The organism is Pseudomonas sp. LBUM1669 (assembly GCF_059695705.1).
Genome location: NZ_CP166784.1, coordinates 5272778 through 5292987, shown reverse-complemented (window position 1 = coordinate 5292987; position 20210 = coordinate 5272778). Strand labels below are relative to the sequence as shown.

At 59.1% G+C, this 20210-nt stretch carries 21 protein-coding genes and 1 other RNA gene; 17 read left to right on the top strand and 5 right to left on the bottom strand.

Annotated elements, in window-relative coordinates; all coding sequences use genetic code 11:
- The first annotated feature begins 11 nt into the window (after positions 1–11).
- Positions 12–1148, top strand: coding sequence for an acyl-CoA dehydrogenase family protein (locus ACA051_RS24555; protein ID WP_010458159.1), 1137 nt, complete (start codon positions 12–14; stop codon positions 1146–1148).
- A gap of 122 nt (positions 1149–1270) precedes the next feature.
- On the opposite strand, the gene ACA051_RS24550 is transcribed toward ACA051_RS24555, so the two are convergent.
- Positions 1271–2311 carry an NADP(H)-dependent aldo-keto reductase gene (locus tag ACA051_RS24550; protein WP_497305350.1) on the bottom strand — a complete coding sequence of 347 codons (1041 nt, stop codon included), beginning with the start codon at positions 2309–2311 and terminating at the stop codon, positions 1271–1273.
- 245 nt (positions 2312–2556) lie between these two features.
- Between ACA051_RS24550 and rplM the strand changes: the two genes are divergently transcribed.
- From rplM to ACA051_RS24515, 7 genes are all read left to right on the top strand, one after another.
- Positions 2557–2985 (top strand): 50S ribosomal protein L13, encoded by a 429-nt coding sequence (gene rplM / locus ACA051_RS24545; protein WP_007905295.1) that lies wholly within the window; start codon positions 2557–2559, stop codon positions 2983–2985.
- A gap of 14 nt (positions 2986–2999) precedes the next feature.
- A complete protein-coding gene (gene rpsI / locus ACA051_RS24540; protein WP_003216038.1) occupies positions 3000–3392 on the top strand; it encodes a 30S ribosomal protein S9 in 393 nt (130 codons plus the stop codon).
- Positions 3393–3659: 267 nt separating this feature from the next.
- Positions 3660–4253, top strand: a complete 594-nt coding sequence (gene petA, locus ACA051_RS24535; protein ID WP_007905300.1) for a ubiquinol-cytochrome c reductase iron-sulfur subunit — start codon at positions 3660–3662, stop codon at positions 4251–4253.
- A complete protein-coding gene (locus ACA051_RS24530; RefSeq protein ID WP_083375773.1) occupies positions 4253–5464 on the top strand; it encodes a cytochrome b in 1212 nt (403 codons plus the stop codon). Before petA ends, ACA051_RS24530 begins: the two co-directional genes overlap by 1 nt.
- Entirely contained in the window at positions 5464–6246 is a 783-nt protein-coding gene (locus ACA051_RS24525) for a cytochrome c1 (protein ID WP_497372280.1), read from the top strand. Before ACA051_RS24530 ends, ACA051_RS24525 begins: the two co-directional genes overlap by 1 nt.
- 150 nt (positions 6247–6396) lie before the next feature.
- A complete protein-coding gene (locus ACA051_RS24520; RefSeq protein WP_027922678.1) occupies positions 6397–7014 on the top strand; it encodes a glutathione S-transferase N-terminal domain-containing protein in 618 nt (205 codons plus the stop codon).
- 16 nt (positions 7015–7030) lie between these two features.
- Positions 7031–7444: a ClpXP protease specificity-enhancing factor gene (locus ACA051_RS24515; protein ID WP_008155980.1), complete on the top strand. Its 414-nt coding sequence runs from the start codon at positions 7031–7033 to the stop codon at positions 7442–7444.
- Positions 7445–7562: 118 nt separating this feature from the next.
- On the opposite strand, the gene ACA051_RS24510 is transcribed toward ACA051_RS24515, so the two are convergent.
- From ACA051_RS24510 to ACA051_RS24495, 4 genes are all read right to left on the bottom strand, one after another.
- Positions 7563–8141, bottom strand: coding sequence for a BON domain-containing protein (locus tag ACA051_RS24510; RefSeq protein WP_109634717.1), 579 nt, complete (start codon positions 8139–8141; stop codon positions 7563–7565).
- Positions 8138–8731, bottom strand: a complete 594-nt coding sequence (locus ACA051_RS24505) for a phosphoheptose isomerase (protein WP_008025961.1) — start codon at positions 8729–8731, stop codon at positions 8138–8140. Before ACA051_RS24505 ends, ACA051_RS24510 begins: the two co-directional genes overlap by 4 nt.
- 104 nt (positions 8732–8835) lie before the next feature.
- Positions 8836–9198, bottom strand: a complete 363-nt coding sequence (locus ACA051_RS24500) for a YraN family protein (RefSeq protein ID WP_007904371.1) — start codon at positions 9196–9198, stop codon at positions 8836–8838.
- The gene (locus ACA051_RS24495) at positions 9198–11009 is read right to left on the bottom strand and encodes a penicillin-binding protein activator (protein WP_497305346.1); all 1812 of its coding nucleotides are present in this window, start codon (positions 11007–11009) and stop codon (positions 9198–9200) included. Before ACA051_RS24495 ends, ACA051_RS24500 begins: the two co-directional genes overlap by 1 nt.
- A 175-nt stretch (positions 11010–11184) precedes the next feature.
- Between ACA051_RS24495 and rsmI the strand changes: the two genes are divergently transcribed.
- The 9 genes from rsmI to mraY all read left to right on the top strand — a co-directional run bounded on the left by rsmI (position 11185) and on the right by mraY (position 20208).
- Positions 11185–12090 carry a 16S rRNA (cytidine(1402)-2'-O)-methyltransferase gene (rsmI, locus tag ACA051_RS24490; RefSeq protein ID WP_497305344.1) on the top strand — a complete coding sequence of 302 codons (906 nt, stop codon included), beginning with the start codon at positions 11185–11187 and terminating at the stop codon, positions 12088–12090.
- 76 nt (positions 12091–12166) lie between these two features.
- Positions 12167–12520: RNase P RNA component class A (rnpB, locus tag ACA051_RS24485), an RNA gene on the top strand.
- 354 nt (positions 12521–12874) lie between these two features.
- Positions 12875–13330 carry a division/cell wall cluster transcriptional repressor MraZ gene (mraZ, locus tag ACA051_RS24480; RefSeq protein ID WP_497372278.1) on the top strand — a complete coding sequence of 152 codons (456 nt, stop codon included), beginning with the start codon at positions 12875–12877 and terminating at the stop codon, positions 13328–13330.
- Complete coding sequence (gene rsmH / locus ACA051_RS24475) at positions 13327–14274, top strand: 16S rRNA (cytosine(1402)-N(4))-methyltransferase RsmH (protein WP_497305342.1); 948 nt, start codon at positions 13327–13329, stop codon at positions 14272–14274. The genes mraZ and rsmH overlap by 4 nt, the downstream gene beginning before the upstream one ends.
- Positions 14271–14564 carry a cell division protein FtsL gene (gene ftsL / locus ACA051_RS24470; RefSeq protein ID WP_497305341.1) on the top strand — a complete coding sequence of 98 codons (294 nt, stop codon included), beginning with the start codon at positions 14271–14273 and terminating at the stop codon, positions 14562–14564. Before rsmH ends, ftsL begins: the two co-directional genes overlap by 4 nt.
- A complete protein-coding gene (locus ACA051_RS24465; RefSeq protein ID WP_219094613.1) occupies positions 14564–16303 on the top strand; it encodes a peptidoglycan D,D-transpeptidase FtsI family protein in 1740 nt (579 codons plus the stop codon). Before ftsL ends, ACA051_RS24465 begins: the two co-directional genes overlap by 1 nt.
- A complete protein-coding gene (locus tag ACA051_RS24460) occupies positions 16303–17766 on the top strand; it encodes a UDP-N-acetylmuramoyl-L-alanyl-D-glutamate--2,6-diaminopimelate ligase (protein WP_497305339.1) in 1464 nt (487 codons plus the stop codon). Before ACA051_RS24465 ends, ACA051_RS24460 begins: the two co-directional genes overlap by 1 nt.
- Complete coding sequence (locus tag ACA051_RS24455) at positions 17759–19126, top strand: UDP-N-acetylmuramoyl-tripeptide--D-alanyl-D-alanine ligase (protein ID WP_497372276.1); 1368 nt, start codon at positions 17759–17761, stop codon at positions 19124–19126. The genes ACA051_RS24460 and ACA051_RS24455 overlap by 8 nt, the downstream gene beginning before the upstream one ends.
- Positions 19126–20208, top strand: a complete 1083-nt coding sequence (mraY, locus tag ACA051_RS24450) for a phospho-N-acetylmuramoyl-pentapeptide-transferase (protein WP_403107801.1) — start codon at positions 19126–19128, stop codon at positions 20206–20208. Before ACA051_RS24455 ends, mraY begins: the two co-directional genes overlap by 1 nt.
- The last annotated feature ends 2 nt before the right edge of the window (positions 20209–20210 follow it).

Below are 20210 nucleotides of genomic sequence, written 5' to 3'. Positions count from 1 at the left end.
ACAGGTGCCGCATGATCCCCAGAACCTTGTTCAGTTCCGAGCACGAATTGTTTCGCGACAGCGTGCGAACGTTCCTCGAAAAAGAGGCCGTGCCGTTCCATGGGCAATGGGAAAAACAAGGCTACATCGACCGTAAACTCTGGAACAAGGCAGGGGAGGCGGGGATGCTTTGTTCGCATCTGCCGGAGGAATACGGCGGGCTGGGGGCGGACTTTCTCTATAGCACGGTGGTGATCGAAGAGGTGGGGCGACTGGGTCTCACCGGGATCGGTTTTTCGCTCCATTCGGACATTGTGGCGCCCTACATCCTGCACTACGGCAGTGAAGCGCTGAAGCATAAATACCTGCCGAAACTGGTGTCCGGCGAGATGGTTACTGCGATTGCCATGACCGAACCGGGCGCCGGTTCCGATCTGCAAGGGGTGAAAACCACTGCGGTGCTGGATGGCGACGAGTACGTGATCAACGGGTCCAAGACATTCATCACCAACGGTTTTCTGGCTGACCTGGTGATTGTCGTGGCCAAGACGGATCCGAAGGCTGGCGCGAAGGGCACGAGTCTGTTTCTGGTCGAGGCCAACACCCCGGGTTTCGACAAGGGCAAGCGCCTGGAAAAAGTCGGCATGAAGGCTCAGGACACGTCGGAGTTGTTCTTCCAGGACGTTCGGGTCCCCAAAGAAAACCTGTTGGGGCAGGCGGGCATGGGCTTCGCTTACCTGATGCAGGAGTTGCCTCAGGAGCGCCTCACCGTCGCCATTGGCGGGCTGGCGTCGGCCGAAGCTGCGTTGAAATGGACGCTAGATTACACCCGTGAGCGCAAGGCGTTCGGCAAGGCGATTGCCGATTTCCAGAACACACGCTTCAAGCTGGCGGAGATGGCGACTGAAATCCAGATCGGCCGGGTTTTCGTGGATCGCTGCCTGGAACTGCACCTGCAAGGCAAGTTGGATGTGCCGACCGCCGCGATGGCCAAGTACTGGGGCACTGACCTGCAATGTAAGGTGCTCGATGAATGCGTGCAGTTGCATGGCGGTTACGGGTTCATGTGGGAATACCCGATCGCCCGGGCGTGGGCGGATGCGCGGGTGCAGCGGATTTATGCGGGGACCAATGAAATCATGAAGGAGATTATTGCTAGGTCGCTTTGATTTTGCGGTGACTGTCAGGCTGCTATCGCGAGCAGGCTCGCTCCCACACTTAGCCGCGTTCTCCCAGAGGAATGCGATCAAATGTGGGAGCGAGCCTGCTCGCGATTGGGTCTATGAATCGATCAAGGCGCCGGGTTCGGGTGATCCTTGTGAATCGCCTCAATCCCCTCCAGCACGTCATCGGAAAGTTTCAGCTCGAAACTGGCGATGTTGCTCTCCAGTTGCTCCATGGTTGTGGCGCCGATGATGTTGCTGGTCACAAACGGCTGCTGGGTGACAAACGCCAACGCCATTTGCGCCGGGTCCAGGCCGTGTTCCCGGGCCAGCGCGACATAACGACTGCACGCTGCCTCTGACTGCGGGTTGAAATAGCGGCTGAAGCGGCTGTAGAGGCTCAGGCGGCCTTTGGGTGGACGCGCGCCACCTTCGTACTTGCCTGACAGGAAACCGAACGCCAGCGGCGAATAGGCGAGCAGGCCGCACTGTTCGCGGATGGCGATTTCCGCCAGGCCGACTTCGAAGCTGCGGTTGAGCAGGTTGTACGGGTTCTGGATCGACACCGCGCGCGGCCAGCCACGGGCTTCTGCCAGGGCGAGGAAGCGCATGGTGCCCCATGGCGTTTCGTTGGACAGGCCGATGTGGCGGATCTTGCCGGCCTTGACCTGCTCGTCCAGCGCTTCGAGGGTGTCCTCCAGCGGCGTCAGGTTGGCTTCGATCTTGTGCTTGTAGCCCAGCTGGCCGAAGAAATTGGTGCTACGTTCCGGCCAGTGCAACTGATAGAGGTCGATGTAGTCGGTTTGCAGGCGCTTGAGGCTTGCATCCACGGCTTCGGTGATGTGCTGGCGGTTGTGCCGCAGGTTTTTGTCGCGGATGTAATCGATGGTGTTGCCGGGGCCGGCGATCTTGCTGGCCAGTATCCAGTCGGCGCGATCACCGCGACTTTTGAAGTAATTGCCGATGTAGCGCTCGGTGGTGGCGTAGGTTTCGGCCTTCGGCGGCACCGGGTACATTTCGGCGGTGTCGATGAAATTGATCCCGGCGTCCTTGGCTCGTTCGATCTGGGCGAAGGCTTCAGCTTCAGTGTTTTGCTCGCCCCAGGTCATGGTTCCGAGGCAGATGGCGCTCACGTTCAGATTGGTTCGGCCTAGCTGTCGATAGTCCATCGGGTGCTCCTTGGGCAAAACAATCATAAAAGCAGGTTGAAATATTTTTCGCAATCTGCATAATTGCGCACCTCTTTCTGCAGTGGAAGTGATGCGCCGCCGCCGAAGAATCTTGCCGTTGAACGGACGCGCCGACCCGAGCCCCCGAAAGCGTCTGTATCCGGCTGCCTTTGACTTGTCAAAGTACGCACTATTCAGTAAGATCCGCCGTCTAATTTACAGGGCGGCCCCTGAGGCTATAAAGAATGAAAACTTTTACTGCTAAACCGGAAACAGTACAGCGCGACTGGTTTGTCGTCGACGCTGCAGGTCAGACCCTGGGTCGTCTGGCCACCGAAATCGCGAGCCGTCTGCGTGGCAAGCATAAAGCTGAGTACACTCCTCACGTTGACACCGGCGACTACATCGTCGTTATCAATGCCGAGCAGATTCGTGTAACTGGTGCTAAAACCACCGACAAGATCTACTACTCCCACTCCGGTTTCCCGGGCGGCATCAAGTCGATCAACTTCGAAAAGCTGATCGCTAAAGCCCCTGAGCGCGTGATCGAGACCGCGGTCAAAGGCATGCTGCCTAAGAACCCGCTGGGTCGCGACATGTATCGTAAGCTGAAAGTCTATGCGGGCGCTGTACACCCTCATACTGCTCAGCAGCCCCAAGAACTGAAGTTTTAACGGAATAGTTCATTATGTCGGCGACTCAAAATTACGGCACTGGCCGTCGCAAGACCGCAACCGCACGCGTTTTCCTGCGTCCGGGTACTGGTAACATCTCCATCAACAACCGCACCCTGGAAAATTTCTTCGGCCGCGAAACTGCCCGCATGGTAGTTCGTCAGCCGCTGGAACTGACTGAGACTGTCGAGAAATTCGACATCTACGTCACCGTGATCGGTGGTGGTGTAAGTGGTCAAGCTGGCGCAATCCGCCACGGTATCACTCGCGCACTGATGCAGTACGACGAAACCCTGCGTGGCGCTCTGCGCAAAGCTGGCTTCGTTACTCGCGATGCTCGTGAAGTTGAACGTAAGAAAGTTGGTCTGCGTAAAGCGCGTAAGCGTCCGCAGTACTCGAAGCGTTAATTCGCTTTCGCGTTCAAAAAGAACGCCCAGTTTCCTCGCGAAGCTGGGCGTTTTTTTATGGGCGCGATTTATCAAAGAATTGCGCTGTGACAACTTGCCACAGCCGTAGAAGCCCTATACTGCAAGGCTTGGCAGTGAAGCCCCTCGGTAATTACCTTGTCAGAATTGGGGCTTTTCATTACCATTCGGCAAAATTTTTATAAGTTCAGATTTTTACTTAGTAGACGCCTGATTTAACAGGCCACAAAGCTGATGGGAGAGGACTGAATGAGCAATGACGGCGTGAATGCAGGCCGGCGTCGCTTCTTGGTAGCAGCCACATCCGTGGTGGGTGCTGCAGGAGCGGTGGGGGCTGCGGTCCCGTTCGTGGGGTCATGGTTTCCCAGTGCCAAGGCGAAAGCCGCAGGTGCACCGGTGAAAGTGAATGTCAGCAAAATCGAACCAGGTCAGCAGATGATTGCTGAGTGGCGCGGTCAGCCGGTGTTCATTGTCCGCCGTACCGAGGAAATCCTGGGGAATCTGAAAAAGATCGAGGGCCAGCTGTCTGACCCGACCTCCAAGAACTCGACACAACCGACCTATGTCGACCCGGAAACGCGTTCGATCAAGCCAGAAGTTCTGCTGCTGATCGGCATCTGCACGCACCTGGGTTGCTCGCCGACCTTCCGTCCAGAAGTGGCACCTGCGGATCTAGGCAAAGACTGGGTAGGTGGTTATTTCTGCCCTTGCCACGGTTCCCACTACGATCTGGCTGGCCGCGTCTACAAGTCGCAACCTGCGCCCTTGAACCTGCCAGTTCCCCCGCATTCCTATGAGACCGATGACATCATTGTCATTGGCGTCGATACGGAGAAAGCGTGATGAGCAAGTTCATGGATTGGGTTGATGCGCGCTTTCCCGCAACCAAAATGTGGGAAGACCATCTCAGCAAGTACTACGCCCCGAAGAACTTCAACTTCTTCTATTTCTTTGGCTCCCTGGCACTGCTCGTTCTGGTCAACCAGATCGTTACCGGTGTCTGGCTGACCATGAGCTACACCCCGTCGGCGGAAGAAGCCTTTGCCTCCGTTGAATACATCATGCGCGATGTCGAGTACGGCTCGATCCTGCGTATGTTGCACGCCGTCGGCGCTTCGATGTTCTTTATCGTGGTTTATCTGCACATGTTCCGTGGCTTGCTCTACGGTTCGTACCAGAAGCCGCGTGAGTTGGTGTGGGTCTTCGGCATGCTGATTTACCTGGCGCTGATGGCTGAGGCCTTCATGGGTTATCTGCTGCCGTGGGGCCAGATGTCCTACTGGGGCGCCCAGGTGATTATCTCGCTGTTCGGTGCGATCCCGGTCATCGGTAACGACCTGACCCAGTGGATCCGTGGTGACTACCTTATTTCCGGTATCACCCTGAACCGCTTCTTCGCCCTGCACGTTGTCGCTCTGCCGATCGTGATTCTCGGTCTGGTAGTGCTGCACGTCCTGGCGCTGCACGAAGTCGGCTCGAACAACCCGGACGGCGTGGACATCAAGAAACACAAAGACGAAAACGGCGTACCGCTGGACGGCATTGCGTTCCACCCGTACTACACCGTGAAAGATATCGTCGGCGTGGTGGTGTTCCTGTTTATCTTCTGCTCGATCGTGTTCTTCTTCCCGGAAATGGGCGGCTACTTCCTCGAGAAGCCGAACTTTGAAGTGGCGAACGCCTTCAAGACACCTGAGCACATCGCTCCGGTCTGGTACTTCACGCCGTTCTACGCGATTCTGCGGGCGGTTCCGGACAAGCTCCTGGGCGTTATCGCCATGGGCGCGGCCATCGCTGTGCTGTTCGTCCTGCCGTGGCTGGATCGCAGCCCCGTCAAGTCGATGCGCTACAAAGGCTGGCTGAGCAAAATCTGGCTGGTGGTGTTCTGCGTCTCGTTCGTGATCCTCGGCATTCTGGGTGTTCTGGCTCCGACGCCGGGTCGTACGCTGCTGTCGCAGGTATGCACCTTCCTGTACTTCGCCTACTTCATTCTGATGCCGTTCTACACCAGGCTCGAGAAGACCAAACCGGTTCCGGAAAGGGTGACTGGCTGATGAAAAAGTTATTTGCTGTACTGATTCTTGCTGCCATGCCTGTGTTCTCGTTCGCGTCGACAGCCGGTGCTCCAGAATTGGAAAAGGTCGACATCGACGTTTCCGACAAGGCTGCAATGCAGGATGGCGCGCGTACGTTCGCCAACTATTGCATGGGCTGTCACAGCGCCAAGTTCCAGCGTTACGAACGTGTTGCCGATGATCTGGGTATTCCTCACGATCTGATGCTGTCGAAGCTGGTGTTCACCGGCGCCAAGATCGGCGACCACATGAGCATCGGCATGCAGCCGGCTGACGCCAAGACCTGGTTTGGTGCCGCACCGCCTGACCTGACTCTGGTAGCGCGTGTTCGTGGTACGGACTGGCTTTATGGTTACCTGAAGTCCTTCTACGAAGATCCGTCGCGTCCTTGGGGTGTGAACAACAAGGTTTTCCCGAACGTGGGCATGCCGAACGTCCTGGTTGGCCTGCAAGGTCGTCAGGTTGTCGGTTGCAAACAGGTTCAGATCGTCGAAGACGGCAAGAAGCAATATGATCCGCTGACCGGTACCGCGCTGACTCATGAAGCGTGCGATCAGTTGACCATCGTGCCGAAGAGCGGTGCTCTGACCGAAGAGCAGTTCGATGAGAAGGTCAAGAATCTGGTAACCTTCCTCGCTTACTCGGCTAACCCGGTTAAGCTGGAGCATCAGCGCATCGGTACCTATGTGTTGCTGTACCTGGCGTTCTTCTTCGTATTCGCTTACTTGCTCAAGCGTGAATACTGGAAAGACGTCCATTGATAAAGCTGTAAGCAATTGCTGTTAATCGCACGCGCCCAGGGGCGTCTCTGAAGGTGTAACGAGTCTGGCAAGCCAGACGTTACGGGAGGCGTCTTCTGGGCGCGTGCGTTTTTCCGCTTCCGATAATTTCAACAAGCGAGGAGGACCGCCATGGGCGTGACCAATCGGTTGGCCTGTTACTCCGACCCCGCCGACCACTATTCCCACCGAGTGCGCATCGTACTTGCAGAGAAGGGTGTCAGCGCAGAGATCATTTACGTGGAGGCTGGTCGCCAGCCGCCTAAACTGATTGAAGTGAACCCTTACGGAAGCCTGCCCACCCTGGTCGATCGTGACCTGGCGTTGTGGGAGTCGACCGTGGTGATGGAATATCTGGATGAGCGTTACCCGCACCCGCCCTTGCTGCCGGTTTATCCTGTGGCGCGTGCCAACAGCCGTCTGCTGATCCATCGTATTCAGCGTGACTGGTGTGGTCTGGTGGATCTGATCCTGGATTCGAAGACCAAGGAAGCTGCCCGCGTCGTGGCTCGTAAAGAGTTGCGTGAAAGCCTGACTGGCGTGTCGCCGTTGTTCGCCGACAAGCCGTTTTTCCTCAGTGAGGAACAAAGTCTGGTGGATTGCTGCCTATTGCCAATACTCTGGCGTTTGCCGATTTTGGGTATTGAACTGCCGCGGCCTGCCAAGCCGCTGCTTGATTACATGGAGCGCTCGTTTGCGCGTGAGGCTTTCCAGGCGAGTCTGTCTGGTGTCGAACGCGATATGCGCTAAGGCTTAAGGAGCCGCTATGAACTCCAGTCGACCTTATCTGGTCCGCGCGCTCTACGAGTGGATTGTGGACAACGATTGCACCCCGCACATGCTGGTCAATTCCGAGTATCCGTCGGTGCAGGTTCCTCAGGGTTTTGCCAGTGACGGACAAATTGTCCTGAACGTATCACCGGCTGCCGTGCGTCATCTGCACATGGACAACGAGGCGGTCAGCTTCGAAGGGCGCTTCGGTGGCGTGCCGCACACTCTGTACGTGCCTATCGCATCGATCCTGGGTATTTACGCCCGGGAGAATGGCCAAGGCATGGTGTTTGATCTGGAATCGCCTATGGAAGACGAGGAAGAGATCGAGCCGGATGATGATATTCCGCCGCCCGACAGCGAGCCGCCGCGTCCCAGCGGTCGACCCAGTTTGAAAGTGGTGAAGTAAAAAAAAGGCGATCCGCAAGGATCGCCTTTTTTATTACTTCTGTAGGAGCCAGGCTTGCCGGCGAAAGCGATCTGGAGGGCGCCTTCGCCGGCAAGCCTGGCTCCTACAGGATGGTGTATCAGTCGATATATTCAAACAACTTCACAATCTTCTGCACACCGGAAACGCTCTGCACCAGGTTGGTGGCCTGCGCCGCTTCCTGCTTGGTCAGCAGACCCAGCAGATAAACGATGCCGTTCTCGGTGACGACCTTGATGCGCGACCCCGGGATGTTCGGGTCGGTGAGCATCTGGGTCTTGATCTTGGAGGTCAGCCAGGTGTCGTTCTGGCGGGCAAGGAAGCCGGAGGGTGGCAGGACCTGCAGTTCGTTATGCACCTTCTTTACGCGCTGGACCGCGGCGGCAGCCTGTTCGGCCTTGGCCTTGAGGTCGGCGGTCGGTGTTTGCCCGGCGAGTAGCACGACGCCGTTGAAGCTGGTGACGACGATGTGCGAATCGTTGTCCAGGGCAGGATCGGCCTTGGCGACGTTCACGCCGACCTTGGTATCGATCAGGGAGTCGTCGATCTTGCTGCCGAAGGTGCGCGTACCGCGGTCATCTTCAATGGGCGCTTCACGGCTGGCTTTAACCACCGAAGTGCAGCCGCTGATGCCGAGGCACAGGGTCAAGGCCAGAAGGCCTAGGCGATTAGGGGTCATTCTTCACTCCCGAACAGTTGGCTGTCGATCAAATCGCAAAGGCAATGGATCGCCAGCAGGTGGACTTCCTGAATACGTGCGGTGACGTTGGCCGGTACGCGAATCTCGACGTCCTCGGGCAATAGCAACGACGCCATGCCGCCGCCATCGCGACCGGTCAATGCTACGACAATCATTTCGCGATCATGTGCGGCCTGGATCGCTTGAATAATGTTCGCCGAGTTGCCGCTGGTGGAAATCGCCAGCAATACGTCACCCGGTTGGCCGAGGGCGCGGATCTGTTTGGAGAAAATTTCGTTGTAGCTGTAGTCGTTGGCGATCGAGGTGATCGTCGAGCTGTCGGTGGTCAGCGCAATGGCGGGCAGGCTCGGACGTTCGCGCTCGAAGCGGTTGAGCAGCTCGGACGAAAAGTGCTGGGCATCACCGGCGGAGCCACCGTTGCCGCAAGAAAGCATTTTGCCCTCATTGAGCAGGGCGTTGACCATTACCTGGCTGGCTTGCTCGATGTGCGGTGCAAGTACGTCCATCGCCATTTGCTTGGTGTCGATACTGGCCTGAAAAAGCTGGCGAATTCGGGATTGCATGTCCATCTGTGTGACCTTAATTAGCGCGGCTACTCGGCACATGAATGTGCAGCCCGCAAAGCAAAGAGCAAAAGTGTTGGGTAAAGGTATCCGCTTCGGGGCGCACGCGATCAGCTGTCGAAGGCATTCTGCAACCAGTTCAACTGATCGAGGTTGCTGTCGATGGCAACCACGTCGAAGCGGCAGGGGGAATTGGCCCAACGTGACTCGCGCTGAAGAAAATACTGCGCGGCGAAAATCAGTTTCTGCCGTTTGCGCCCATCGATGCTGTCGAGCGCTCCACCCCACTGGGTGTTTTTTCTGTAGCGGACTTCAACGAATACTACTGTATCGCCATCAAGCATGACCAGATCAAGCTCGCCGCGTTTACACAACCAGTTCTGCGCCAGCAGGCGCAGACCCTGTTGTTGAAGATGCTCGAGCGCATGGCGCTCGGCATCTTTACCGCTTTGTTGGCGTGACCTGTCAGGCATCAGCGTGGGGTATCCGGCAGGCGTTGAACCTGACCGCTGACGAACTGTGCCCACGGCAACTGGCGCACCACGCGCTGGTTTTGAGTCATGCCCAGGCTGCCCGACTGGCCTTCAATGCGGCTGTCCGGAAGCGCCTTGAGTTGCCCCAGTCGCGGCGCCAGGCGATAGGCGTCAACGCCCATTGCGTACAGGCGGCCCAGGCTGCCAGCCGCTTGCGGCCATTGTGCCGTGACCTGTTTGCGCAGCGGATCATTGGCGTCCAGCAACCACGGGGTTTCGCAGAAACGGATGCCGTTCATGTCGTTGTACTGGTTCACGTCGCCGCTGGCACTGAACACGTGGGACGTGGCGTAAACCGGCACGTCGCCCGCGTACTGGAAGTTCAGGGTCGGCTTGATCTGCTGAGCCTGTTGCGGAGTCGCGGCCAGGAAGATGAACTCGATGTCCTGGCGGCGCGAAGGCTGGGCCGCTACCTGCGAGCCAACGGTACTTTGCAGGCTCTTGGCGCGACCTTCGCTCTGACGCAGCTGGAACATGTCGGCAATCTGCTGGGCCAGTTGAACCGGTTGGTCAACGCGCTCGGTCGCGACGATGCTGCCGCCGTTGGCTTGCCAATCCTGGCTGAACGCTCTCAGCACGCGATCGCCCCATTCGCCTTTCGGCACCATGATCGCGGCGCGATGCAGGCCGTCGGCGCGAGCACGACGAGACACTTCACGTGCTTCATCTTCAGCGGCCAGACCAAACTGGAACAGCTGGGCCGGACCTTGTTCGCCTTCGCTGTAATTCAGCGCCAGGGTGGTGATCGGCAGTTGCGGGCGAGCACTGAGCTGTTTGACCAGTGGTTTTTCCAGCGGACCGACCACCAGTTGCACGCCATCGGCCTGGGCCTTGCGGTAGAACTCGTCCATCGAGGTCAGGCGTGAGCTGTCATAGAACTCGATGGCTGGCGGCTTCTGCCCGGCTTGTTGCGCCTGGTAGTGAGCGGCCAGGAAGCCTTCACGCAGCGCTTTGCCGACCGATGCCAGCGGGCCGTCTTGCGGCAACAGCAGGGCGATCTTGCTCAGGGGCTGGCTGGCCAGTTCCTTGAGCTTGGTCAGTGGCAGCGGCAATTGAATGGCAGCCGGGTGCTTAGGGTTCTGGGCGCGCCAGTTGTCGATCGCGGCTTGCTGTTGTTCCAGGGTGCCGGCGGTTTTCACCGTCAGTGCCAGGCTCATCCAGCCACCAAGGTCGTCGTCGGTGGTTGGCTGCAGTTGATCGGTCGGCAGCGAGGCGATCAGGGTCCAGATCGCTTCGTGGTTTTTGCCGGCGGCTTCACCTTCGAGCATGGGTGCGATGAAGATGCGCTCCCGTGCGGCGGCCAGCGTCTGCCCGTCGGCCTCAAGGGCGCGAGCATGGACAGTGCCGGTGCGAACCTGTTGCTCGACCGGCAACTCGCTCAGGCGTTGCAGGCTCGGATGGCTCAAGGCAGTCAACGCCGCCTTGGGCTGATTGCGCGCCATGGCCAGTTCAGCCGCCAGGGTGCTGGCGAAGACCTGTTGGCCGGGCTTGAGTTGTTCCACCGGAACCTGTTGCAGGATTTGCGCGGACTGGCCGGCATTGCCCTGGCGATAGGCCAAGTCTGCCGCGCTCAGACGCAACAACGCGGCTTTTTCCGCGTCCTTGCTTTGAGCGGCCTGTTCGAGCAGTTGCTCGATACTGGCGTCCGGGGTCCGTGGAAGTTCGCCAAGGCTGGAAGAGGGCGAGCTGGCGCAAGCCGCCAGCAAGGCAGCGAGGCAGAGGGCAGTGAACAGCCGCAGGCAAGCGATCATGTAGTGTTCCTGATACTCGATCAAATTAGCGTGGAATTGTACCCAAGCACTGGCCGGGGCGCGATGTTACTGGCGTGAATCGATCAATTTAGCTCGTGCAAATGTTGCAGCGCTGCACAAACGCCTGAAAAACCCGAGGAGGGCGGGGCGATCGCAAGCGCCGCTACGCGCTACAATGTCGCCTTTTACCGATCATGAGGTGTGCGCTTTGACTGCTCCAGGTGCTTTGAATTCCGCTGCTGGCTCGCTTTATGTGGTGGCGACGCCCATCGGCAACCTGGACGACATCAGTGCACGTGCGCTGAAGATCCTGCGCGACGTCGCGTTGATTGCCGCCGAAGACACCCGTCACTCCCAGCGCCTGATGCAACACTTCGGCATTCCCACGCCGCTGGCGGCCTGCCATGAACACAACGAGCGCGATGAAGGTAGCCGCTTTATCACGCGATTGCTGGCGGGCGACGATGTGGCGCTGATCTCCGATGCCGGTACGCCGCTGATTTCCGATCCGGGTTATCACCTGGTGCGTCAGGCTCGCGCCGCCGGGATCAATGTGGTCCCGGTTCCAGGCGCCTGTGCCTTGATCGCGGCGTTGTCGGCGGCGGGACTACCGTCGGACCGTTTCATTTTCGAAGGCTTCCTGCCGGCCAAGGCTGTCGGTCGTCGCGCTCGTCTTGAGCTGGTCAAGGAAGAGCCGCGCACACTGATTTTCTATGAAGCGCCGCATCGTATTCTTGAGTGCCTGCAAGACATGGAGTTGGTGTTCGGCCCCGAGCGTCCGGCGTTGCTGGCCCGTGAAATCACCAAGACCTTCGAAACCCTTAAAGGCCTGCCGCTGGCCGAGTTGCGTGAGTTCGTCGAGTCGGACAGTAATCAGCAGCGCGGCGAGTGCGTGGTGTTGGTGGCGGGTTGGTCGGCACCCGAGACCGAGGATGCGGTCAGCAGTGAGGCCATGCGCATCCTCAATCTGTTGCTTGAAGAGATGCCGCTCAAGCGTGCGGCGGCATTGGCGGCGCAAATTACCGGTGAACGCAAGAATGTGCTCTATCAGGTTGCGTTGGATAAACAGAAGGGCGAGTAAAAACCCGACGCGCAGGAGCAGCCAAAGGCGTTTAGCGCTTGTTCTTCGGCCGCTCTGCCGTTAACCTTCGCGGCGGAGAGTCGATTGGACAGTCGCTGCCCTCTATGAAAATTAGGGGGGGGAGGAAAGTCCGGGCTCCATAGGGCGAAGTGCCAGGTAATGCCTGGGAGGCGTGAGCCTACGGAAAGTGCCACAGAAAATAACCGCCTAAGCGCTTCGGCGCCGGTAAGGGTGAAAAGGTGCGGTAAGAGCGCACCGCACGTCTGGCAACAGTTCGTGGCTAGGTAAACCCCACTTGGAGCAAGACCAAATAGGGTCCCAAGGCGTGGCCCGCGCTGGGACCGGGTAGGTTGCTAAAGATGTCCAGTGATGGCCATCGTAGACGAATGACTGTTCAAGACAGAACCCGGCTTACAGATCGACTCTCCACCTTTTTTCCCTCCCTGCTTTAATCGTTGAGCAGGGCGCTGGTAGTAGCATTTTCCCTCCTTCCAGAATCGTTGCCAGAATACTTTCGTAATACCGAAAAAATCTTACACTTAACAAATTACTTTAACTTTCGAACGCAGCCTTCTGTGCTGATTCAAGTTATAGGACAAATTCATCCGCCAGATTGTCGTTACTCCTCCGTTTACCCTCCTAAATCTCAGTTCTGTAAGGGTTTTCCTTTAAACCGCGCCTTGACGGTGCGGTGGCCGCATTCCTATAGTGTGCGCAAGTGGCGGAAAGTGGCATGAAGTGGGTTTTTTGAGCGTAAAACGCTAATATTTGGAGAAACGCTGACGTGTTTCGCGGAGCTAACGCTATCAGTCTCGATGCAAAGGGCCGTCTCGCCATGCCGAGCCGGTACCGTGACGAGCTCGTTTCGCGTAGTTCCGGTCAGTTGATCGTCACAATTGACGCCGTTGATCCGTGTTTGTGTGTTTACCCCCTCGATGAGTGGGAAATTATCGAAACCAAACTGCGCGCACTGCCTTCGCTTCGCGAAGAGAACCGCCGCCTGCAACGTTTACTGATTGGTAATGCCGTCGACCTCGAGCTCGATGGCAGTGGTCGTTTTCTGGTTCCGCCGCGTCTTCGTGAATATGCCAACTTGGATAAGCGCGCGATGTTGGTAGGCCAACTGAACAAGTTCCAATTGTGGGACGAGGATGCCTGGGATGCGGTTTCTGCCGCTGACCTGGCTGCCATTCAACAACCGGGCGCCATGCCTGATGAACTGCGTGATTTGATCCTGTGACTATTGATAGCGGCTTTAACCACATCACCGTACTGCTTGACGAAGCCGTCGAGGCTCTCGCCGTACGTCCTGATGGCTGCTATCTGGACGGTACGTTCGGGCGCGGCGGACATAGCCGGTTGATCCTGAGCCACCTCGGCCCCGATGGCCGGCTCCTCGGATTCGACAAGGATCCTCAAGCGATTGCCACCGGGCAAACGCTAGCGGCCGAAGACGGCCGCTTTGTCGTTGTGCAGCGCAGCTTTGCCGAGCTCGGTTCGGAAGTGGCCGAACGCGGTCTGCACGGCAAGGTCAGTGGCGTTCTGCTCGACCTGGGCGTGTCTTCGCCACAGCTCGACGACCCTGAACGCGGCTTCAGTTTCCTCAATGATGGCCCGCTGGACATGCGCATGGATCCGTCCCGCGGGATCAGTGCTGCCGAATTCGTCAACACCGCACCGGTGGAAGAAATCGCCCGGGTGTTCAAGGAATACGGCGAAGAACGTTTCTCCGGTCGCATGGCCCGTGCCGTGGCCGAGCGCCGCGACATCAAGCCGTTCGAGCGCACGGCCGACCTGGCTGAAGTCCTGAAAGTCGCCAACCCGGCATGGGAAAAGGGCAAGAACCCTGCCACCCGCGCGTTCCAGGGCCTGCGTATTCACGTCAACAACGAACTGGGCGATCTGGAAGCCGGCCTCGAAGCCGCACTGGACAGCCTGGAAATCGGCGGCCGTCTGGTGGTCATCAGCTTCCACTCGCTGGAAGACCGCATCGTCAAACTGTTCATGCGCAAACTGGTAAAAGGCGAAGCCGACAACCTGCCGCGCAACCTGCCGGTCCGTCACGTCGCGTTCGAACCGATCATCAAAATCCATGGCAAAGCGCAGTCCGCCTCCGAGGCCGAACTCAAAGCCAACCCACGTTCCCGGAGCGCCGTCATGCGCGTCGCGGAGAAGCTGCGGTGAGCAAGCTTTTCGCCAAGCCTCTTCCCGGCGGAAGCTTTTTCATGCTGCTGCTGTTTATTGGCGTGCTCGTGTCGGCCATTGGCGTGTCTTACAGCGCCCACTGGAATCGTCAGTTGCTGAACGCGCTGTTCGCCGAGTTGAGCGTGCGCGATAAGGCGCAGGCGGAGTGGGGCCGGTTGATTCTCGAACAGAGCACCTGGACCGCGCACAGCCGTATCGAAGTCCTGGCCACCGAGCAACTGAAGATGCGCATTCCCGGCGCCGCTGAAGTGCAGATGGTGGCGCCATGATGAAACTCGAAGGCGCACTGTTCCCATGGCGTTTCCGCCTGGTGCTGGGCTTGCTCGGCGTCATGGTCGCGGCGATTTGCTGGCGCATCATCGACCTGCAAGTCGTCGATCGTGCCTTCCTCAAGGGGCAGGGCGATGCGCGCAGCGTTCGTCACATTCCGATTCCGGCTCACCGTGGTCTGATCACCGACCGTAACGGCGAGCCGTTGGCCGTGAGTACCCCGGTCACCACTCTGTGGGCGAATGCCAAGGAAATGCAGCTGGCCAAAGAGAAATGGCCCGCCCTGGCGGCCGCTCTGGGTCAAGACCCTAAAGCCCTGGCCGAACGTCTCGAAGCCCAGGCCAACAAAGAATTCATCTACCTGGTGCGCGGGCTGACCCCCGAGCAGGGCCAGTCCGTGCTCGACCTGAAAGTGCCGGGTGTCTATGGCATTGAAGAGTTCCGGCGTTTCTATCCGGCCGGTGAAGTCACCGCGCACATGGTCGGCTTTACCGACATCGATGACCACGGTCGTGAAGGGGTCGAGCTGGCCTACGACGAATGGCTGGCCGGGGTCGCCGGCAAGCGACAGGTCATCAAGGATCGGCGTGGCCGACTTATCAAGGATGTCCAGGTCACCAAAAACGCCAAGGCCGGCAAGCCCTTGGCGTTGTCCATTGACCTGCGTCTGCAATACCTGGCCAACCGCGAGCTGCGTAACGCGATCATCGAGAACGGCGCCAAGGCCGGCAGCCTGGTGATCATGGACGTGAAGACCGGTGAGATCCTCGCCATGGTCAACCAGCCGACCTACAACCCGAACAACCGTCGCAACCTGCAACCGGCGATGATGCGCAACCGTGCCATGATCGACGTGTTCGAGCCGGGTTCGACCATGAAAGCCATCTCCATGAGCGCCGCGATCGAAACCGGTCGCTGGAAGCCGAGCGATACCGTCGAGGTATACCCAGGCACCTTGCAGATTGGTAAATACACCATCAAGGACGTCTCCAAGACCGAAGGCCCGGTGCTCGACCTGACCGGCATTCTGATCAATTCCAGTAACGTCGGCATGAGTAAGGTCGCGTTCGATATCGGCGGCGAAACCATCTTCCGCCTCGCGCAGAAGGTCGGCCTCGGCCAGGACACGGGTCTTGGCTTCCCGGGCGAACGCGTCGGCAACCTGCCGAACTACCGCGAATGGCGCAAGGCTGAAACCGCCACGCTGTCCTACGGTTACGGTATTTCCGTGACCGCGATCCAGTTGGTCCACGCCTTCTCGGCCCTGGCCAATAACGGTCGCCTCGCACCGCTGACCCTGATCAAAACCGACAAGCCAGCTCAAACCACGCAAGTGCTGCCGGAAGCCGTCGCGAAAACCATGCAAGGCATGCTGACCCAAGTGATCGAGGCCCCGCGCGGTGTATTCCGTGCGCAGGTGCCGGCGTATCACGTGGCCGGCAAGTCGGGCACTGCGCGCAAGACGTCGGTGGGCACCAAAGGCTACGCCGAGAATTCCTACCGATCGCTGTTCGCCGGCTTCGGCCCGATGAGCGATCCGCGTTACGCAATCGTGGTGGTGATCGATGAGCCGACCAAGGCCGGCTACTTCGGTGGTCTGGTCTCGGCGCCGGTGTTCAGCAAAGTGATGTCCGGGACGCTGCGCCTGATGAACATCACCCCGGACAATCTGCCACCGACGCAAACCGCTAACGCCACACCGGTCGTTCCGCTGAAAGCCAATGGAGGGCGCGGCTGATGTCTCTTAGTCTGAATAAAATTTTTGCCCACGCAGGCCGTGATCTGTTGATCCGCGAACTGACCCTGGACAGCCGCAACGTGCGTGCTGGCGATCTGTTTCTCGCCGTCCCTGGCGGCAAGTTCGACGGGCGTGCGCACATTGCCGATGCCTTGCAGCGCGGTGCTGCTGCCGTGGCTTACGAAGTCGAAGGCGCTACCGTTTTGCCGATCACCGACGTTCCACTGATTCCGGTCAAAGGCCTGGCGGCGCAGCTGTCGGACATCGCCGGTCGCTTTTATGGCGACCCGAGCCGTCACCTGAACCTGGTCGGCGTGACCGGCACCAACGGCAAAACCAGCGTTACGCAATTGGTTGCGCAAGCTCTGGATTTGCTCGGCCAACATTGCGGCATTGTCGGCACCCTGGGCACCGGTTTCTACGGCGCACTGGAAAGTGGCCTGCACACCACGCCGAACCCGATCGCCGTGCAAGCGACCTTGGCCGACCTGAAAAAGGCCGGCGCCAAAGCCGTCGCCATGGAAGTGTCTTCCCACGGCCTTGACCAAGGCCGCGTGACCGCGTTGGCGTTCGATGTGGCGGTGATGACCAATCTGTCCCGCGATCACCTCGATTACCACGGCACCATGCAAGCCTACGGCGAAGCCAAGGCCAAGCTGTTTGCCTGGAACGATTTGAAGTGCCGGGTGATCAATCTCGACGACGAGTTCGGCCGCCAGCTGGCTGCGGACAAACGTGAATCGCGCCTGATCACCTACAGCCTGGAAGATGCCAGCGCCTACCTTTATTGCCGTGAATCGCAGTTCGACGACGAAGGCGTGCGCGCCACGCTGGTCACGCCGCAGGGCGAACACCATTTGCGCAGCACCTTGCTGGGTCGCTTCAACCTGAGCAACGTGCTGGCCGCCGTCGGCGCTTTGCTCGGCCTGGACTACGCGCTGGACGAAATCCTCAAGGTCCTGCCGAAACTCGAAGGTCCGGCCGGTCGCATGCAGCGCCTCGGCGGCGGTACTCAGCCACTGGTGGTGGTCGATTACGCCCACACGCCGGATGCGCTGGAAAAAGTCTTGATGGCCCTTCGTCCACACGCCAAAGGCCGTTTGCTGTGCCTGTTCGGTTGCGGTGGTGATCGTGATCGCGGCAAACGTCCGCTGATGGCTGAAGTGGTCGAGCGTCTGGCGGACGGCGTGCTGGTCACCGATGACAACCCGCGTACTGAAGATCCTTCGGTGATTTTCGACGACATCCGCGCCGGTTTTACCGCTGTGGATAAAGTCACTTTCGTCGCCGGCCGTGGTCAGGCGATTGCCCAATTGATCGCCAGTGCTTCGGCGGATGACGTGATTGTTCTGGCTGGTAAAGGTCACGAGGACTATCAGGAGATCAACGGCCAGCGTCACGCTTTCTCCGATCTGGTCGAGGCCGATCACGCCTTGACCGCGTGGGAGGTGGCCCATGCTTAAAGCCCTGAAACTGAGCGAGCTGACCGGCGCGCTGAATGCCCGCTTGGTCAGTGCCGATGCCACGTTCGATGGCGTCAGCATCGACAGCCGCGCGATCAAGCCAGGTCAGCTATTTATTGCCCTGACCGGTCCGCGCTTCGACGGTCATGACTATTTGAACGACGTTGCCAGCAAAGGCGCGGTCGCTGCACTGGTCGAGCGCGAAGTCGCCGACAGCCCGCTGCCGCAATTGCTGGTCAAGGACACCCGCCAGGCGTTGGGCCAGTTGGGCGCGATGAACCGTGCCGCGTTTACCAACCCGGTCGCGGCGATCACCGGTTCCAGCGGTAAAACCACGGTCAAGGAAATGCTCGCCAGCATCCTGCGCACACGCGGTCCGGTCCTGGCGACCCGTGGCAACCTGAATAACGACCTCGGCGTCCCGCTGACCCTGCTCGAACTCGCGCCGGACCATACCGCCGCTGTCATCGAACTCGGTGCTTCGCGTCTCGGCGAAATTGCCTACACCGTCGGCATGACCAAGCCGCATGTGGCCGTGCTCAACAACGCCGGGACCGCCCACGTCGGCGAGTTCGGCGGGCCGGAAAAAATCGTTGAAGCCAAGGGCGAGATCATTGAAGGGCTGGAGGCCGATGGCGTCGCCGTGCTCAATCTTGACGACAAGGCGTTCGGCATCTGGAAGACCCGTGCGGCCGGTCGCAAAATCCTTTCGTTCGCCCTGAACAACCCAAGCGCCGACTTCTACGCCAGCGACCTGGATCGCGATGCGCGCGGTTGCCCGGCTTTCAATCTGCACAGTCCTGAAGGTGTGGAGCGCGTTCAACTGAACCTGCTCGGCACCCATAACGTCGCCAATGCCATGGCCGCCGCCGCTGCCGCGCATGTCTTGGGCGTGTCGCTGTTCGGCATCGCCACCGGCCTCGGCGCGGTGCAACCGGTCAAGGGCCGTACCGTCGCGCAACTGGCCAGCAATGGCATGCGCGTGATCGATGACACGTACAACGCGAACCCCACCTCCATGTGCGCCGCCGTTGATATACTCGCCGGCTTTTCCGGCCGCACCGTTCTGGTGCTCGGGGATATCGGTGAGTTGGGCGATTGGGCAGAGCAGGGGCACCGCGATGTGGGCGAGTACGCCCGCGGCAAGGTTTGTGCGCTATACGCCGTCGGGCCGCTGATGGCTCACGCCGTGAACGCTTTCGGCCAGCAGGCTTATCACTTCGCCACTCAGGCTGAGCTGATCAAGGCCCTGGGCGCCGAGCAAGACACAAACACCACCATTTTGATCAAGGGCTCGCGCAGCGCAGCGATGGAAAACATCGTCGCCGCTTTGTGCGGGTCCAGCCTGGAGAAACATTAATGCTGCTGCTGCTAGCGGAGTATCTGCAACAGTTCTACAAAGGCTTCGCGGTCTTTCAGTACCTGACCCTGCGCGGGATCCTCGGTGTGCTGACCGCGCTGGTTTTGTCGCTGTGTTATGGCCCGTGGATGATCCGCACTTTGCAGAACCGTCAGATCGGTCAATCCGTTCGCAACGACGGTCCACAATCCCACCTGTCCAAGTCGGGCACTCCGACCATGGGTGGCGCACTGATTCTGTCGTCCATTGGTGTCAGCACCTTGCTGTGGGCTGACCTGAGCAACCGCTATGTCTGGACCGTTTTGCTGGTGACGTTGCTGTTCGGCGCCATCGGCTGGGTCGACGACTACCGCAAAGTCATCGAGAAGAACTCCCGTGGCTTGCCGAGCCGCTGGAAGTATTTCTGGCAGTCGGTGTTCGGCCTCGGCGCGGCGATCTTCCTTTATATGACCGCTGCAACGCCGGTGGAAACCACCCTGATCCTGCCGATGCTCAAGGACTACAGCATTCCGCTGGGCATAGGCTTCGTCGTTCTGACCTATTTCGTGATCGTCGGCTCGAGCAACGCGGTCAACCTGACCGACGGCCTCGACGGTCTGGCGATCATGCCGACGGTAATGGTCGGCGGCGGTCTGGGCATCTTCTGCTACCTGTCGGGTAACGTGAAATTCGCTGAATACCTGCTGATCCCTTATGTACCGGGCGCCGGTGAGTTGATCGTGTTCTGCGGCGCGTTGATCGGTGCGGGGCTCGGTTTCCTCTGGTTCAACACCTATCCGGCACAAGTCTTCATGGGCGACGTCGGCGCGCTGGCGCTGGGCGCGGCCCTGGGCACCATCGCGGTGATCGTCCGTCAGGAAATCGTCCTGTTCATCATGGGCGGCGTGTTCGTGATGGAAACCCTGTCCGTGGTTATCCAGGTGGCTTCCTTCAAGCTGACCGGTCGCCGTGTGTTCCGCATGGCACCGATTCACCACCACTTTGAACTCAAGGGCTGGCCCGAGCCGCGTGTGATCGTCCGTTTCTGGATCATCACCGTGATTCTCGTACTGGTCGGCCTTGCCACCCTGAAGCTGAGGTAGAA

Bases quoted from the DNA above. Each gene is read 5' to 3' on its own strand.
- ACA051_RS24555 (WP_010458159.1), top strand. From the start codon at position 12: ATGATCCCCAGAACCTTGTTCAGTTCCGAGCACGAATTGTTTCGCGAC.
- ACA051_RS24550 (WP_497305350.1), bottom strand. From the start codon at position 2,311: ATGGACTATCGACAGCTAGGCCGAACCAATCTGAACGTGAGCGCCATC.
- rplM (WP_007905295.1), top strand. From the start codon at position 2,557: ATGAAAACTTTTACTGCTAAACCGGAAACAGTACAGCGCGACTGGTTT.
- rpsI (WP_003216038.1), top strand. From the start codon at position 3,000: ATGTCGGCGACTCAAAATTACGGCACTGGCCGTCGCAAGACCGCAACC.
- petA (WP_007905300.1), top strand. From the start codon at position 3,660: ATGAGCAATGACGGCGTGAATGCAGGCCGGCGTCGCTTCTTGGTAGCA.
- ACA051_RS24530 (WP_083375773.1), top strand. From the start codon at position 4,253: ATGAGCAAGTTCATGGATTGGGTTGATGCGCGCTTTCCCGCAACCAAA.
- ACA051_RS24525 (WP_497372280.1), top strand. From the start codon at position 5,464: ATGAAAAAGTTATTTGCTGTACTGATTCTTGCTGCCATGCCTGTGTTC.
- ACA051_RS24520 (WP_027922678.1), top strand. From the start codon at position 6,397: ATGGGCGTGACCAATCGGTTGGCCTGTTACTCCGACCCCGCCGACCAC.
- ACA051_RS24515 (WP_008155980.1), top strand. From the start codon at position 7,031: ATGAACTCCAGTCGACCTTATCTGGTCCGCGCGCTCTACGAGTGGATT.
- ACA051_RS24510 (WP_109634717.1), bottom strand. From the start codon at position 8,141: ATGACCCCTAATCGCCTAGGCCTTCTGGCCTTGACCCTGTGCCTCGGC.
- ACA051_RS24505 (WP_008025961.1), bottom strand. From the start codon at position 8,731: ATGGACATGCAATCCCGAATTCGCCAGCTTTTTCAGGCCAGTATCGAC.
- ACA051_RS24500 (WP_007904371.1), bottom strand. From the start codon at position 9,198: ATGCCTGACAGGTCACGCCAACAAAGCGGTAAAGATGCCGAGCGCCAT.
- ACA051_RS24495 (WP_497305346.1), bottom strand. From the start codon at position 11,009: ATGATCGCTTGCCTGCGGCTGTTCACTGCCCTCTGCCTCGCTGCCTTG.
- rsmI (WP_497305344.1), top strand. From the start codon at position 11,185: ATGTCGCCTTTTACCGATCATGAGGTGTGCGCTTTGACTGCTCCAGGT.
- ACA051_RS24465 (WP_219094613.1), top strand. From the start codon at position 14,564: ATGAAACTCGAAGGCGCACTGTTCCCATGGCGTTTCCGCCTGGTGCTG.
- ACA051_RS24460 (WP_497305339.1), top strand. From the start codon at position 16,303: ATGTCTCTTAGTCTGAATAAAATTTTTGCCCACGCAGGCCGTGATCTG.
- ACA051_RS24455 (WP_497372276.1), top strand. From the start codon at position 17,759: ATGCTTAAAGCCCTGAAACTGAGCGAGCTGACCGGCGCGCTGAATGCC.
- mraY (WP_403107801.1), top strand. From the start codon at position 19,126: ATGCTGCTGCTGCTAGCGGAGTATCTGCAACAGTTCTACAAAGGCTTC.